At 66.6% G+C, this 14,993-nt stretch carries 14 protein-coding genes; 2 read left to right on the top strand and 12 right to left on the bottom strand.

The window, feature by feature from the left end:
- The 9 genes from pcaH to BJY26_RS05215 all read right to left on the bottom strand — a co-directional run bounded on the left by pcaH (position 1) and on the right by BJY26_RS05215 (position 10,096).
- Positions 1-777 carry a protocatechuate 3,4-dioxygenase subunit beta gene (pcaH, locus tag BJY26_RS05255; protein WP_237249090.1) on the bottom strand — a complete coding sequence of 259 codons (777 nt, stop codon included), beginning with the start codon at positions 775-777 and terminating at the stop codon, positions 1-3.
- A 65-nt stretch (positions 778-842) separates the two neighbouring features.
- Positions 843-1,619 (bottom strand): IclR family transcriptional regulator, encoded by a 777-nt coding sequence (locus BJY26_RS05250; RefSeq protein WP_179426295.1) that lies wholly within the window; start codon positions 1,617-1,619, stop codon positions 843-845.
- 226 nt (positions 1,620-1,845) lie between these two features.
- Positions 1,846-2,898 carry a quercetin 2,3-dioxygenase gene (locus BJY26_RS05245; RefSeq protein WP_218852262.1) on the bottom strand — a complete coding sequence of 351 codons (1,053 nt, stop codon included), beginning with the start codon at positions 2,896-2,898 and terminating at the stop codon, positions 1,846-1,848.
- Positions 2,895-3,905, bottom strand: a complete 1,011-nt coding sequence (locus tag BJY26_RS05240; protein ID WP_179426293.1) for an alpha/beta hydrolase — start codon at positions 3,903-3,905, stop codon at positions 2,895-2,897. The genes BJY26_RS05245 and BJY26_RS05240 overlap by 4 nt, the downstream gene beginning before the upstream one ends.
- Positions 3,906-4,055: 150 nt before the next feature.
- Positions 4,056-4,934 (bottom strand): LysR family transcriptional regulator, encoded by an 879-nt coding sequence (locus tag BJY26_RS05235; RefSeq protein ID WP_179426291.1) that lies wholly within the window; start codon positions 4,932-4,934, stop codon positions 4,056-4,058.
- Positions 4,935-4,952: 18 nt separating this feature from the next.
- Complete coding sequence (locus tag BJY26_RS05230; RefSeq protein ID WP_179426289.1) at positions 4,953-6,191, bottom strand: DUF3500 domain-containing protein; 1,239 nt, start codon at positions 6,189-6,191, stop codon at positions 4,953-4,955.
- Positions 6,188-7,039: a fumarylacetoacetate hydrolase family protein gene (locus tag BJY26_RS05225; RefSeq protein ID WP_179426287.1), complete on the bottom strand. Its 852-nt coding sequence runs from the start codon at positions 7,037-7,039 to the stop codon at positions 6,188-6,190. The genes BJY26_RS05230 and BJY26_RS05225 overlap by 4 nt, the downstream gene beginning before the upstream one ends.
- Before the next feature lie 31 nt (positions 7,040-7,070).
- A complete protein-coding gene (locus BJY26_RS05220) occupies positions 7,071-8,765 on the bottom strand; it encodes an FAD-dependent monooxygenase (protein WP_179426285.1) in 1,695 nt (564 codons plus the stop codon).
- Positions 8,766-8,797: 32 nt separating this feature from the next.
- Positions 8,798-10,096 carry an MFS transporter gene (locus BJY26_RS05215; RefSeq protein WP_237249091.1) on the bottom strand — a complete coding sequence of 433 codons (1,299 nt, stop codon included), beginning with the start codon at positions 10,094-10,096 and terminating at the stop codon, positions 8,798-8,800.
- Positions 10,097-10,251: 155 nt separating this feature from the next.
- Between BJY26_RS05215 and BJY26_RS05210 the strand changes: the two genes are divergently transcribed.
- Complete coding sequence (locus tag BJY26_RS05210) at positions 10,252-11,031, top strand: IclR family transcriptional regulator (RefSeq protein WP_179426281.1); 780 nt, start codon at positions 10,252-10,254, stop codon at positions 11,029-11,031.
- 108 nt (positions 11,032-11,139) lie between these two features.
- Entirely contained in the window at positions 11,140-12,333 is a 1,194-nt protein-coding gene (locus BJY26_RS05205; protein WP_179426279.1) for a cysteine desulfurase-like protein, read from the top strand.
- Here BJY26_RS05205 and BJY26_RS05200 read toward each other — a convergent pair whose 3' ends face one another.
- From BJY26_RS05200 to BJY26_RS05190, 3 genes are read right to left on the bottom strand one after another with little or no spacing between them, the layout of a single operon-like run.
- The gene (locus BJY26_RS05200; protein ID WP_218852260.1) at positions 12,334-13,632 is read right to left on the bottom strand and encodes an NAD(P)/FAD-dependent oxidoreductase; all 1,299 of its coding nucleotides are present in this window, start codon (positions 13,630-13,632) and stop codon (positions 12,334-12,336) included.
- The gene (locus BJY26_RS05195) at positions 13,625-14,494 is read right to left on the bottom strand and encodes an alpha/beta fold hydrolase (protein ID WP_179426277.1); all 870 of its coding nucleotides are present in this window, start codon (positions 14,492-14,494) and stop codon (positions 13,625-13,627) included. The genes BJY26_RS05200 and BJY26_RS05195 overlap by 8 nt, the downstream gene beginning before the upstream one ends.
- The gene (locus BJY26_RS05190; RefSeq protein WP_308191270.1) at positions 14,491-14,847 is read right to left on the bottom strand and encodes a DoxX family protein; all 357 of its coding nucleotides are present in this window, start codon (positions 14,845-14,847) and stop codon (positions 14,491-14,493) included. The genes BJY26_RS05195 and BJY26_RS05190 overlap by 4 nt, the downstream gene beginning before the upstream one ends.
- Positions 14,848-14,993: the final 146 nt, after the last annotated feature.

Below are 14,993 nucleotides of genomic sequence, written 5' to 3'. Positions count from 1 at the left end.
CTACTCCTCGCCTGATCGTTCGAACCAGGTTGCCTTCGATCCCGTCAGCACGATGTCCCATCGGTAGCCGAGCGACCATTCGGGTGAGGTGAGATCGTGATCGTAGGCGGCGACCAGGCGCTCGCGCGCGGCGTCGTCCACCATCGAATTGTAAATGGGATCGAGCGGGAACAGCGGATCGCCGGGAAAGTACATCTGAGTGATGAGCCGCTGCGTGAACGAATCGCCGAATACCGAGAAGTGGATATGCGCCGGGCGCCACGCGTTGTCGTGGTTCTTCCACGGATACGCACCCGGCTTGATCGTGGTGAACCGGTAGGTGCCGTCGTCGTCGGTGATGAGCCGGCCCGTGCCGGTGAAGTTCGGATCGAGCGGCGCCGGGTGCCTGTCGCGCTTGTGGATGTAACGGCCGCCGGCATTGGCTTGCCAGAGCTCGATGAGTTGGCGGCGCACCGGCCGGCCTTCGCCGTCCAAAAGTTTGCCCGTGACCACGATCCGCTCACCCAGTGGTTCGCCGGTGTGTTGCGCGGTCAGATCCGCCTCGATCGGCGCGACGTCGCTGTGCCCGAACGCCGGCGACCACAGTTCGATGATCTCCGGGTCGACGTGGCGCGGATCCTTGGTGGGGTGGCGCAACACGCTGCTGCGGTAGGGCGGGAAGTCGGTGCGGGTGCGGGTCTCGGCCGGGGCTCCGGCTTCGCGGCCGGCTGCGTAGTCGGCGTGGGCCGCACGGATTTCTGCCGTGATTTGCGACTGAGTCGCAAGTTCGTCGTCCATGGTTCGCCTCTTCATTGCGGGTACTGAGCCTTCAGCGTTCCAACCCTCTCCTCCTCCGACAATACTCAAATCCCGCTGAGCGGGTTTTCGTTGCCAAGGCTTTTGGCGATCCCCTCGGTGGCCCGCCGCAGGGCGCCGACCTGCCGGGGAACGTCGGCACGCGCCGTGTGCATGACGATGCCCAGCGCCGCCACCACGCGACGCCGGCTGCCGTGAATCGGCATGGCTATCGACACATTGCCGAGGGTCTGTTCCTGGCTCGTCAGGGAGTAGCCGCGGTCGCGGACGGCGCGGACGTCGTCATAGAGCCGCCCCGGCGACGTGATCGAGTAGGCGGTGGGGCGTGCCAGCACTCCGCGCACGTAGTCTTCGATGAACTCGTCGCTTTCGTAGGCAAGCAGCACCTTGCCGACGCCCGTGGTGTGCAGCGGCAGCCGGCCGCCCATGCGGCTGACCGTCGGTACCGACCGCGAGCTCATCAGCCTGTCGACGTACAGGGCCTCCCGGCCGGCGCGGATGGCCAGGTGAATGTTTTCGCCGGTGCCTTCGTAGAGCTCGACCATGAACGGCAAAGCGCGCTCGCGCAAGACCAGCCCGACGTCCGCGCGCAGCCCCATCTCCCACACCTTCGTGCCGATTCGCAATCGCTTGTCGGGGCCGCGCTCGAGCATCCCGGCGTCCACCAGCTGTGCGGCGAGCCGCGCGGCCGTGGACGTGGCAAGGCCGGTGCGGCGGGCGATTTCGGTGACGGACAGCTCGAGATGGTCGGCATCGAAACAGTCCAGGACGGCAATGCCGCGCAGCAACGGCGAAGCGCCTGGCCGGGAGGTGTTGCCCGCCATCGTCGCCTCCCTTGTCCGGCCTGTTCCCCGTCGTGCCAGCTTACTGGGGCGGCGCCGTCGACCCGGCCGGGACGCTTCTGTGCATGACTACTTGATGCCACGCACCGGCCGGGACGGCGCCACGTCGTAGGCATGTCGGTGGCGGATGCGTGCGACGCCGAAGCGCCCGGTGGCGTGGCGCGATTCGTTCATCTGTGACTCCCTCGTCAATGGTGTATGGCGCGTGCTAAATGCCGGGAGCGACGACGCGCTCGGGCGGCGCACCGACGACGACCAGGTCGAGATCGGGATTGGCCTTGATGCCGTCCGTCAATATCGACGGGTCGATCAGCCCCTCGGTATGCACCGTGTCATCGGTGGCGACGCCGGTGACGTCGAAGAACGGCTCGAACACGTCCGAGGTGAGCAAGCCGAGCATGCGAGTGTTGTGCGCGGCGATCGCGAAACTGTGGATCGTGCCAGCCGGCGCATGGAGGAAATCGCCGGCGGTGAGCAGCACCTCCGTGCCGTTGACCCACAGCCAGATCCGTCCGGACAAACACACAAAGTTCTCGGTATGCCGTGCATGGAAGTGGCGGATGATGTAGGGCTGCGGTGCTGCGAGCGTGTCGACGGCAAAATAGGCGCCGGCCGTGTTGCGGCCCCGAGCGATATACGAGTTGATGGCGTCCGGCCAGCCACGCCGGTCACCGGTTCGGGCGCGCAGAAAGTAGCTTCCGGCGCCGCCGGGCAATGTATCGTCCCACGCATCCTGGATCTCCACGCGCGGCACTTCCTGCGCTTGGGCGTTCCCGGGCAGGACGAGCTCATTCGTCGATCTCGCGCGGCCGGCGGAATAGGTATGCCGAGTCACTGCCGGACTCTTGCCGAGAACGGCATCGAGCGCGCTGCCGGGAGCCGAGAACTGCAGGAACCGGGTCAGGTGGCTGGTCATCCGATAGGCGACCGGTTCGCCGGCTGCGACGTGCACGGAGTCGCCCGGGACGAGCAGGCGTCCGGCCCCGCGCAGCCAGAACTGCGCGCTTCCCTCGAGCATCACGAACGTGCGCTGTGCCGGAATGCTGTGGAACGGACTTTCCGCTCCGCGCGGTCCCAATACAAAGGCTGCGTCGAACAACCCGCCCGTGTCGGCGTTCCGTGCGATGACCGTCCAGAGCTGGCCGCCGGTCTCGCGGCGCAACCCTTCGCCGGACGGCACGTAGTACGGCACCGGCTCGCCGGGCAGGGCCCCCATCACCGGGGCGAGCGCGTGCATTGCTTCGACGTCGGTAGTCGTCATGATTTTTCTCCTGATGGTGATCCGGAATCGCGTGCGGGTGCAATTGTCGATAATTGCCGGGCGAAGAATGTGTCGATGTCGGCGAAGCCGAACGTGCCGCGAAAGGAGTTACCGGCGCCGACAACTCGGCTGGCTGGAGCTTTTCCGGCGGCGGCAAGCCGGCCGTCGTCCATGACGGCGCGCACGTTCACGTCCATCCTTCCGGCCGGGTTGAGGAAACCATGGCGGTAGTCATCGACGAGAAACAGTTCGCTGTCGTAGCCTGCGGCGACAAGAGCTTCGTGAAATTTTTTGCTTTGCTCGCACGGCACGAGGACGTCGCCCGTGCCGTGCGAGATCTGAAAGGCCGGCGACCCCTGTCGGGCCGTTCCGATCCAGTTCAGCGGGCTGGCCTGCGCGGCAAGCTCCGGACGGCCGGTCGGATGGCCGCCGAGCAGCCGAGCTTCGGGGGTCGACGCGCCGTCGGCGCCTGGGAGCCGCGCTTCGGCGGCCGCCACGACGCCGGCCAGGTCGACCGGCGCGTACGATTCGGCGACCGCCCGCACCGATGCGTCGCCGGCATCCGGTTCGCCCGGCAGCTGAGTCACTCGGCCGGTCAGCGCGGCGAGCGCGGCGAGGTGCCCGCCGGCCGAGGCACCCCATAGGCCGACCCTTTCGGCGTCGAGACCGAGTTCGGCTGCCGAGCCACGCAGGAATCGAATCGCCGCGCGGACGTCGTGCAGCTGCGCCGGGAAGATCGCCTCCCCGGAGAGGCGATAATCGACAGTGGCCAAAGCGCAGCCGGTAGCCCGGACGCGCACTGCCAGGTCGGGGGCGAGGGTGCGATCGCCGGTGAACCAGCCGCCGCCATGCAACCAGACGACCGCCGGCACGTTGGCGGACGTCTCAGGCCGATAGACATCAAGTCGCAGTTCCGTATGCCCGCCGTCTGGTCGGGCACGGTGAGCGTAAACGATACCCTTCCGGCAGGTGACGCCGCCATCTGAGTGTGTGCGCGAAGGTTTCACACATTCATACTGTGAGCGGTGTGGCCTGTAACACCAGCGCGATTGTCCGGACGATCATGCGGCTGGGCCGAACGATCGCACGCTGTTCCGGGTCTTCTCCCTGCTCGAGATGCTCGCGGGTTCGAGGTTTGGCTTCAATCAGGTTTGCCATCAGTGCGGGCCGTGCACCACGTCCACGGCGAGGCGCGCGAACGCGTCGACCGCGGCCGGACGGTGCCCCGTGCGCAAGCATAGGTACGTCGTGATCTTCGGGGCGTCCACCAGAGGAATGAACCGGACGCCCGGCCGCGGGTACGTCGTGGCGGCCGAGGCTCCGCAGATGTTGACGCCGATTCCGACCGCAGCCAAATCGAGTACCTCGTCGAAGCTCCGGGCGATCGGCAACAGGCGGTGCGGGATACCGTCCGGCCCCATGACGCTGGCATACCATCGTGACGCGAGAGCTTCATCGTCCACCGATACGAAAGTCTCGCCGGCGAGATCCGCCAGGTGCAGCGATTCGTACCCCGCGAGACGATGGTCGGTTGCCACCAGCAGGTACGGTTCCTCGTCCCACAACGGAAGCGCTTCAACATCGGCGTGCGAGGGCTCGCCGGCTTCGGCGACGAACGCGCAGTCGACGTCGCCCACAACCAGCGCGTCATAGCAGCCGAGAAATCCGAGCTGACGGATCTGCCACGCGAGATCGGGCAGCCGCCTGGCCGCTTCGGCAAGTACCGCTTGGAAAACCGGGCTCGACACCATCAGCCCGACGCGCAGCTCGCTGTCGGCGCCCACAGCCCACGCCCGGACGTCGTCCATGGATCCGATCGCCGTCCGGGCGAGCGGCAGCAGCTGTTTGCCGTGGTCGGTCAATTGGACGGCGCGAGACGATCGGCGGAACAGCGCCCGCCCCAAACCGCGTTCGATGGTCGAGATCTGCTCGCTGAGTGCGGACGGGCTCATGTGCAATCGCGTGGCGGCGCGGCCGAAGTGCAATTCCTCGGCTACTGCCACAAACCCCCGTAGCTGACGGACCGTCGGTTCCATGAGTTCATTCTCACCCAACTAGCCGGTGCGGACGGCCGCGCGTACGATTGCCCGCCCGTAGTCGTTGCCGTTCGGGGTACGAAGGACGGTGTGGATGTGAAACGGCGCCGGCTCCGCGTTTGTCAGGAAGACGCCGCAGTGGTGATCGAGTTCGGCAACCACGACCGGCGACTGGATGCGGAAGTAAAACGGGTCGTCGTCGCGGGTACCGCCGATCCATGAGAAGTGGGTCTCGTCGTACCAGGCGGCGATCTCGCGGCAGCGAGCCTTTGCGACACCGTCGGGCAAGTACGCGGTAAATTCCGCGACGAGCCTGTTGACGAGAACCAGCTGTTCCCGGGACATCTCGGATACTCGGATCCCCTCGTACGGAATCACCCGATTGTCCTGGAACGCACCGGCCAGGTGTCGTTCGTCCCCGGGGTGCACGCGCCCGGGTGGCATCGCGGGGTCGTTCATCTCGCGGTATGTCCGTGCCCGGTCGGCAAGCTCGCCGGGTAGAGACTGCATCAGTGCTCGCGCCAACCGGATGCGTTCGGTGAAGACGTGCGTGCCGGCGTCCGGCCCCGCATCGATACCGTTCGGTTCCGCGCCGAAGAAGACGGGTGTGCAGACCATCCGGGAGCCGGCGACCAGGCAGTTCACCGCGAGATGATGGCCGAAGAGCTGCCACCCCCACGGCCTGTCGGCGGACGGTGTGCCGAAGACGGCAAAGTTGTAACTGTATTCATTCATGATGCCGGCGAGTTCGACCAAGTCGCCGAGGAAGCCGTTCACGCGCATCAACGTGCGCACAAGCCGGTAGCCTGGCTCGCTCAGGCTGGCGCGGACGACGTCCAATATAAGTCGGCGAGTACCCGGCCGCGCGCACTCGAGACGAAGACCGGTGTCGTGCTGCATAAATTCCGGGTTCGCCCACAACTGCCATTCGACGGCGTCGACCGGATAGCACAGCCTGACGCGGTCGTCTTCGGGAAGCTCCGTGAGAAGAGCTCGCGCCGCAGCGGTCATCGCCTCGGCGGGCGCCTCTTCGCCCGGGCGAGCCGGGCCGAGGTCGTGGACGGACGGCCGCGGCTCGCCGTCGGCGCTCATTCCCCGGAACGGCTGACCATAAAGAGGCTGCCAGCCGCGAATGAGATCCCCGGTGAAAGGGGCGTTCTTCGCCGCTTCGCGGTAGTCGTACGCGTTCAGTCCCCGAAGCGCCGTGATACGCGGATCGTCCGGCGGCGGAACGAACCGGCGGAAGCCGCCCGTCACGCCGTGCCGCCGGAAGTGCGCTTGTCGTTACCGACGATCGGAGTCGTGAGCGTGCCCAAGCCGTCGACTTCGACTTCGACGACGTCGCCCGGGTGGAGCAGCCACGGCGGCGTCCGCGAGTAGCCGACACCTTCCGGCGTACCCGTACAGATCACATCGCCGGGGTGCAATGTGATGGTGTGCGAGATTAGCGACAGTACGCTGCCGAGTTCGTAAATCATGTCGCGCGTGTTGCCGTCCTGCACGGTCTGGCCGTTGACCCGGGTGCGTACGCGCTTGCCGCTACGCAGGTCGCCGGCTTCGTCCGAGGTGACGAGCGGACCGAGCGGGCCGGAGGCGTCACCGTTCTTGCCGAGCGTCCACTGGCTGGTGAGCTTCTGCGCCGTCCGGGACGTCAAGTCATTGAACGTCGAGTACCCCAGCACGGCCGCGCGTGCCGTATCGGCGTCCGCGTCGACGAGCGTGGCGCCCACGTATGCCGCGATCTCGCCTTCCCAGTCGAGGCCCGGCTCGCCGGACGGTACCGGCGCCGGCACGCCGCCAACGCTGAGCGAAGCAGTCCACCGCGCAAAGATGGTCGGGTGGTCCGGGAGCTTGTGATCACGGTAGCTCCCTTCCGCGGCGTGGGCTCGGTAGTTCAAACCGATGCAGAACACGCGCGCCGACGCCGGCACCGGCGGGACGCGGGTCAGGCTGCCGGCGGCTGTCTCCGCACCACCCGCATCGGTGAGCGCTGCGGACGGTGCGGACCAAAACCCGTCGACCGTATCCAGTATTCGGCATCGCTCTCCGTCGTCGATCGCGACATGGTGTGCGCCCGTGGAGGTCTCCACGCCGATGAGTTTCACTGAATTTGCCTCTCTCGTCGGATTGTCTCGTTCATCCGGCTGTTTCTTTCATTCGGTCGGTGGTAGAGCTGTTGAGGTCGCCGTCCGGAACTCCGGCGGCACGCACGAGCGCTGTCAGCGCCGACTCTGCGCCACCCGCTCCCTCTCTGTCGAAGAGATCGCTGCCGCGCCACACGGTGTGCTGGTCGGGGCGGACCAGTACGGCCGCCACGCCCCAGACACTGCACGACTCCGTAATCGCGCGGACCGTGAGCGGTATCCCGTACCGGCCCGCCGCCAACGACAGCTCTTCCGGCTGGCCTGTCGGGATTCGGCCAATCTCATACAGCAGCGTGAATCCCGGGCCGAGCATGTCGTAGATAGAGGACCCGTCAGCCAGCCAGGTGTGTGGCAGCAGGCATCCCGGGGCGGCACTCGGCGTGTACCGGACAGGGTCGGACGGCGGAACGACGTCACCTTTTCCGCTGAGCGGCGAGTCGGAGTACTCGTAACCGAGGACGAGGCCGAGCGAATGAAACTCGCTCGTCTTGACGACCAGATTGGCTGCTGCCGCGTCCCTGGCCGCCTGCCCGGCCGGCCCGTCGTCCAGCAATTCGGCGTCCGCGAAATCGTATGCCAGCGAGTTACCGTTCGCGGCTGCGTCCCGGATCGTGCGGGCAGCGACCGGACGTCGTTCGGCCTCGTAGCTGTTCAGCAGTACGGGTCCGGCCCACCCCTTGACACTTGCGGCAAGTTTCCACGCGAGGTTCGCGGCATCCCCGATGCAGGTGTTGAACCCGTGACCGCCCCACGGAGGATTGAGGTGTGCTGCATCTCCGACCAAGAAGGCGTTGCCCGAGCGGTAGTGGTCCGCGAGCAGCATCCGTGCCGTCCACGGATCCTTCTCAATCACGTCGATGTCGATTTCTGCCCCAACCATGGCACGGATGGAAGGAACCGGGTCAGCGACGACGTCGTCGGAGTCGACACCTTGCAGAATCGTCCACCACGTGCCGTCGAGGTCGAGTGGGCCGAGCATGCCCGGCGCAGCGGGATTGGTGATCCAGTACTGCACGGCCTTGTCGAGGGTGATGGTGTCGGCAAGTTCGCGCGACCGGAACAGCACGTTGAGGTTCGACCGTGCGGCAGAGGAGCCCTCCAAACGCAGCCCGATGGATTTGCGCACGACCGAAGAACCACCGTCGGCGCCGACGAGGTAGTCGGCGCTTATCGATCGTCGGCCGTCGTCGTGCCGCACAAACAGCCGATAGCCGCCATCCGGGGTGTCTATCGAATCGACCCGAGCGCCGACGTACGCCGTGACCAGCGGTTCGGCGGCGACCGCCTCGCGCAGCACCGTTTCCACAACGGGTTGGCCGACTTGCTGTCCGCTTTCCGGCTGCAGATCGTACCGGCCGCGGTGCAGCTGGAACGCTTCGTGAAACCGGGTGAGCTCATAACCGGTAGCGCTCGTGCAGAAGATGACGTCTTCGCTGTAATCCACCGGCAGCGGGGCTGCCCGGCGCAGCGATTCCGCAAGGCCGAGCCGACGCAAATGGGTCATGGTGCGTGTATTGGTGGTTTTTGCCCGCGGCCGGTTCGCGTCGATGTGCCGGCGGCCATCGAGAACGACGCTCGGCACGCCGTAGCGGGCCAGGTCGAGCGACAGAAAGAGGCCGCTCGGCCCTCCGCCGACGATGACTATCGGCGCGTGACCGGGAAGGCCGAAGAGGGTGTCGGTGATCATGTCTAGCGCTGACTTTCGTTGGTAGCCGGATTTCAGATGGCCGCGGACCGCGTTGGTGCGGGTTCCACGACGCCGGCCCCGGAGTCGGACTTGATCTGGCCGACGGCGAACATGAGCGCGGCGCCGAACAGCGCGGGAACTGCAAACGAGATCGCCGCAACGGAGACGCCGCCGCCCAGTCCGATGATGAACGCTCCGTACGTCGGCCCGACAATTGCACCGATCCGTCCAACGGCGAGCGCCCACCCGAGACCCGTGGCGCGGCTTCCGGCGGGATAGTACTGCGCGACGTAGTCGTTGATCATGTTCTGCGTGCCGAGGCCGCCGAAGCCGGCCACCGCCGACAACACCGCGATGGCGATGCCGGACGGGTTGGTGGCCATCAGTCCGAGCGCGACGGCGGCGGCAACGAATCCGGTCATCACCATCGGCTTTGGCCCGAATCGCTGACCGAGCAGCGCAGCGATGATGGTGCCGATGATCGCGCCGACGGAGTATGCGAGCAAGAACGAGACCGACGATCCGACCCCGTATCCTGCTTCGCGCATAATCTGCGGCAGCCACGTGCTCACGCCAAAGATTGTCAGCAGGCTCAGCAGGCACACCATCCACAGCACGATCGTCGTACGCGTTCGGCCGCCATGAAAAAGGGCACGAGTGGATGAGGCGATCGTCGCCGCCATCACCGGAGCATTCTCCTCGACGGGGACGCCGAATCGCCCGGCCACGCGCTCGGCCTCCTCAACCCTGCCTCGCGAGCGCAGATAAGACGGAGACTCGGGCAACAGCCTCCAGCATGCCGGGACAATCAGCAGCGCCAACCCGGCGATCGCGTAGACCGGACGGAAACCGTGCGTTTCCAGGAGGCCGAGGGCTGTCAGGGAAGCGATGACGGTGCCGGCTGCGGGGCCCGTGAGTACGATTCCGACCACTATGGACTTTCGGCCGGCCGGTGCGAATTCATGAGCGACCGCGACCGCGGTCGGGAGCAGGCCGCCCACCCCGAAACAGGCAACAAACCGGAAGGCGGCGAACGACGTCCAGTTCGGCGCGATGGCGCAGGCAAGCATCATCAGGGAGAACAGCGTCAGGAACGAGATGAAGATGCGGCGGCGGCCGAGTCTGTCGGTAAGGATACCGACGACGAGCGAGCCGCACAGCATACCGACGAGGGCTATGCTTCCGACCAACCCGACGTCGGCCGTGGTGACGTCGAAACCGTGCCCGCCGAGAATTCCGGGAATTGTCGCGCCGTAAACATACAGGTCGTAGCCGTCGGCGAGCAGTCCGAGCCACGATACGACGAAGACGCCTATGAGCGCACCCGACATGCGTGGCCGCCTGGCTGTGATGGACATCGTTATCCAATCGTTTGTCGTGGAGTTGCATGCGTAAATATCGCTGGTGACAAGAGTCGCATGAGAGCTCAGCGACACATCAGCTATATTTTCACTGAGTGAAAAACATTCTGCGGCAGAGTTCTCGGATGGGAGTAGAAATGCGCGCGCAGCCCATGGCCGGGGACACTCCGGCATCCGTACTGCCGCGAGCCTTGCGTCTACTCGAACAGTTTTCCGATCGTCGGCGGGCGCTGACGCTGTCGGAATTGTCGCGGCGGTCGGGACTCGCACCGGCCACCGTGTTCCGGCTCCTTGGTCATCTCACCGACTGGGGTGCCCTCGAACGTTTGCCGAGCGGTCAGTACGTGGTCGGGGTTCGGCTCTGGGAAATCGCGTCGCTGGCTCCGCGCGGCAACGGCCTTCGACAGGTGGCGTTGCCGTACCTGGAAGATCTGTACGAGGTGACGCGGCACCATGTGCTGCTCACCGTCGTCGATCGAGGCGATGGAGTACTCATCGACAGGCTGTCCGGCAGGGCGGCGACCGAGGTAGCCTACCGGGTCGGCGGCCGAATGCCGCTACGGTCAACGGCGGGCGGGCGCGTGCTCTTGGCGTATTCGAACCCGGGATTCGTTGAAAGCGTTCTGGCCGCCCCGGCGGACACTGAACCGGGGATGCCGGTCATTGGCGCCGACGAGACTCGGCGAGTGCTGGCGGATGCCCGGAGGCAGGGCGCTGCCGTCGTCCGCCGTTCCGCGCCGTCCAAGACCGTGGCTGTAGCTGCGCCGATTTTCGACAGATCGGGAGAAATCGCGGCGGCGCTCTCGATAGTCGTACCGGGATCGAATACCCGCGTCCACGCGTTCATCGCGCTGGTCCGCACCTCAGCTCGGACGATTTCACGCAGTCTCGGGGCACCGACGTAATCCGACGTCGGTGCCCCGGTCGTCGATGCCCGGTTTGAGCGCGCCGGCACAGAGACGGGCGGCGCCGTCGGTCGTGCCGGGACGCGGCCCCGGGTCTAGGGTTGAGCCATGACTTACGACGCCCATGAATTACGCCGGCAGTTCCCGGCCTTGGCCGGCGGCACCGCCTTCTTCGACGGGCCCGGCGGCACCCAGACCCCCAGCCGGGTCGCCGACGCCATTGCCGGCACGATGACCCGTCCGCTGTCCAACCGCGGTACCGACACGACGTCCGCGCGCAATGCGGACGACGTCGTGCGCGCTGGGCGGGACTCGCTTGCCGCGTTGCTCGGCGCCGAACCGGCAGGCATCGCATTCGGCCGAAGCGCCACTCAGTTCACCACCGACATCTCCCGTGCGTTAGCTCGCGAGTGGGGTCCGGGCGACGAGGTGGTCGTCTCGCGGATCGATCACGACTCGAACATCCGGCCGTGGATCACGGCGGCCGCAGACAAGGGTGCCACGGTGCGGTGGATCGAGTTCGACCGAGCGACCGGCGACGTGAATCCGGACGCCGTGCGGGACGTCGTCGGCGAGCGCACCAAGGTCGTGGCGCTGACCGGCGCGTCCAATTTCTTCGGCACGATGCCCGACCTTCCGGCAATCGCCGAAATAGTCCACGCGGTCGGCGCGCTGTTCTACGTGGACGGCGTGCACCTGACGCCGCACGACCTCGTCGACTTCGGCCGGGTCGGCGCGGACTTGTTCGTGTGCTCGCCGTACAAATTTTGCGGCCCGCATCTGGGCGTGCTGGCCGGCAAGCCGGCAGTCCTCGAGGCGATAGCTCCGTACAAGCTTGCCCCGTCGTCGAACGACGTGCCCGAGCGGTTCGAGCTTGGCACGCTGCCGTACGAGGCAATCGCCGGGACGAGCGCCGCCGTCGAGTTCCTCGCCTCGCTGGCGGGCACAACCGGAACGTTGCGCGAGCGGCTGACGTCCTCGTATGCGGCACTGAAAGCGCACGAGGACGACGTGTTCGCCCAACTCATCGACGGGCTGGCGCGGTACGACAACGTCGCACTGATCGGCAGCCCCGCCCGGCGCACGCCGACGGCGCTGTTCACTGTGGACGGGTTCACGCCTGCCGAGGTCGCGGCACGGCTTGGTGCCCACGACATTTGTGTCGGCGGCGGCCACTTCTACGCGCAGGAGGCCGCGGCTGCCGCCGGCCTACCGGAGGGCGGCGTCCGTGCCGGCATTGCCCCGTACACGACGTCCGGCGATGTCGGGCGGCTGCTCGACGGGATTGCAGCCCTCGGATGATCACCCCATGACGGTGCCGGAGTTGGCCCGATTGACCGGCCGTTTGCGTGAGAACGCCGCAAGGTTCACCCGGCCGCCGGTGAATTCGCACTCGTAGCCGGCCGGGTCGGCGTCGTGGTCGTACCCGTCCTCCGTGTGGCCGATGATGGCGGCCATGAACCTGCCGACCAACGGCGCGTTCTTGAACTGGTTGCCGCTCGTGCCCATAGCCACGTAGAACCCCGGGGCATCGGTCTTGTCATAGATGGGCGTCCAATCACTTGCCACGTCGTAGACGCCCGCCACCCCTTTGACTCGGGTCGGTACCGTCAGCCCCGGAAGCCGGCGTGCAGCACGCAGCACTTGCGCCTCGAACCGCCCGCGGGTCGCCGCCGGATTTGCCTCGTCCGGGTCGGCGAGCCATTCGAATCCGTCGCATTCGGGCTCCGTGCCGCCGATCAGCAGCGAATGATGCGCTCCCGGGCGCATATACGTGCCCAGGTCGACGTCGGCGAGAGCCACGTCGAGTCCGCCCGGCGGCGTGACGCCGTCCGGCGAATCGATCTGATGAACCTCTTGGCGCATCGGACGCACCGTCACCGTGAAATCATCGCCGACCCCGGCCAGCCGATTCACAGCCGCCGACCATGGCCCTGCCGCATTGACCACGATGGGTGCCTCGACCTGGTCGCCGCCGGCCAGGCGTACCCGCCGGACGCCACCGGGTGCGGTGTCGATCGCGCTCACTTGGGCGTGGAACCGGAATTCGGCGCCGCGGTCCGTCGCCGCGGCCGCGAGATTGTGCGCCGCCAGCTGCGGATCGTCGATGTACCCGGCGTCCGGCGTCAGATACCCGCCCAAGCGGCCGGTCGGATCGGACCAGAACGCGTCGTCCGTCACGGGTTTGTTCGGCCAATAGCTGCCGGTGTCGAGCATCGGAAACGCTGCCGCCAGCTCGCCGGTGGTGTATTCGCGGTAGGGGACGCCGGCCGTGTCGAAATGCGCCAGCACGTCGGAGCGGGGTGCCGGCGGGGAATCCAGGCAAAGCATTCCGGTCCGTTTGAATGCGGCCGTGCCAGCCGGGTCGGTGAACCCGAGATGGTCGTGCCACGCGGCCCAGCAGTGGCGTGCTTCCCATGCGGTGGCGACGCCGTCGAGCGTCGAATAGTTGAACCGGACGACGGAGCTCGACGCGGACGTCGACCCGTTCCCGGGCCCGCCCGACTTGTCCAGCACGACGACGCGCCTGCGTGTCTTGGCAAGTTCCAGGGCTATCGAAGCGCCCATGATTCCGGCCCCGATGACGATTGCGTCAGGCACACCGACTCCAAAAATCGGTCAGCGCGGCAAGCGTTTCGTCCGGGGCTTCGAACTGCGGCGAGTGCTCCCCGCCGGCCAGGACGCTGTACGTCGCGCCGAGCCGTTCGGCCATCTCGCGCTGCCAGTCGATGGGCCATGCCGTGTCGAATTCGCCGTGCGCCACGTGGAACGGTAGCGCGGTTGCCCGAAGTTCGTCGGTCAGGTCGCGATGATCGCGCAGCAGTCTGGCCCCGGCACGCAGGTTGTCGTCGGAAGTGGACCGGAAGCGCCGGCGCCAAAACACGTCGTCCGTACTCAATTCCGAATCCGGCAGGTCGGCGAGCGCCGGATTGCCAAGCCGCCAGACTTCTTCGCCGCCGTGGGCCGTGACTGCGTCGTAGGTGTCGTCGTGCCGGCCGGGCCACCCGTGCGGTCCGGAGCAAAGCAGCGTCACGCTTGCCCACCGGTCCGGTCGCATGATCGCGGCGTTCTGGGCGATGACGCCGCCGAGGCTGTGGCCGACCAGGTGCACCGGGCGCTCCGGGGAGATCAGGCCGGCCACTTCGACGGCGTCCGCGGCAAGGTCCTCGGCCCGGTAGTTGTCGATGCCCGGCGGGGCGGCCGAGTCGGCTTGGCCGCGTTGGCTGTACGCCCACGCGTCCCATTCGGCCCCGGCAAGCTTCGGCACGAATTCGCGGAAGTCCTCTTTCGACCCGGAGAACCCCGGGATGATGAGGACGGCAGGTCGGCTCACCGCGCCCTTGTTTGTCGCCGGTGCGGCATGGAACGCCGTCAACGTGCCGACCCGGGCCGGGATGCCGACGACGTCGACACCGCCGGCGAGTGGATACGAGCCAAACGGTTCGTGAGCGGCAAACGTCATCGACTCTCCTCGGCGATTTCCCACGCCACTTTGACGAGCGGCACTTGCAGCGGCAACCGCGCCAGCGCAATCGAGCGCCCCTTCGGGCTCCGCCAGTGCTTTGCCACGGTGTAGATGTTCGCCGGATAGACGGCAACCATCAGGGCTGCCGTGCACAATCCGCCAAATCGCCGGGTCGCGGGAGCGGCAATCATTGCGGCGCAACTGAGTTCGGCGAGGCCGCTGGCATACGTCCAGAACCGCCTGTTGCCGAGCCCGGGCGGCACGATCGAGTCGAAAGTGGCAGGGCGAACGAAGTGTGTGACGCCTGCGGCACCCAGCAGACAGGCCATCGCCATTGCTCGTCGTTTCACGACTTCAGCCTACGGGTGCGTCGCATGCCGTGCAGCGTCCTGGCGCCGATCCTCTACTGCGCATACCTCTTTTACTCCTCTTTTACTTAAGAACTTAAGCGATTAACCTATAAGCGTTATCTGGATCACACTCGAATTGGAGCGAT

Origin of the sequence: Spelaeicoccus albus (genome assembly GCF_013409065.1) — a bacterium.
GTDB classification, from domain to species: domain Bacteria; phylum Actinomycetota; class Actinomycetes; order Actinomycetales; family Brevibacteriaceae; genus Spelaeicoccus; species Spelaeicoccus albus.
The sequence above is the reverse complement of the archived record's forward strand: the minus strand, read 5'-3'. Positions and strand labels throughout refer to the sequence as shown.

Coding starts and splice junctions, on each gene's coding strand:
- pcaH (WP_237249090.1), bottom strand. CDS start 777: ATGGACGACGAACTTGCGACTCAGTCGCAAATCACGGCAGAAATCCGT.
- BJY26_RS05250 (WP_179426295.1), bottom strand. CDS start 1,619: ATGGCGGGCAACACCTCCCGGCCAGGCGCTTCGCCGTTGCTGCGCGGC.
- BJY26_RS05245 (WP_218852262.1), bottom strand. CDS start 2,898: ATGACGACTACCGACGTCGAAGCAATGCACGCGCTCGCCCCGGTGATG.
- BJY26_RS05235 (WP_179426291.1), bottom strand. CDS start 4,934: ATGGAACCGACGGTCCGTCAGCTACGGGGGTTTGTGGCAGTAGCCGAG.
- BJY26_RS05220 (WP_179426285.1), bottom strand. CDS start 8,765: ATGATCACCGACACCCTCTTCGGCCTTCCCGGTCACGCGCCGATAGTC.
- BJY26_RS05215 (WP_237249091.1), bottom strand. CDS start 10,096: ATGTCGGGTGCGCTCATAGGCGTCTTCGTCGTATCGTGGCTCGGACTG.
- BJY26_RS05210 (WP_179426281.1), top strand. CDS start 10,252: ATGGGAGTAGAAATGCGCGCGCAGCCCATGGCCGGGGACACTCCGGCA.
- BJY26_RS05205 (WP_179426279.1), top strand. CDS start 11,140: ATGACTTACGACGCCCATGAATTACGCCGGCAGTTCCCGGCCTTGGCC.
- BJY26_RS05195 (WP_179426277.1), bottom strand. CDS start 14,494: ATGACGTTTGCCGCTCACGAACCGTTTGGCTCGTATCCACTCGCCGGC.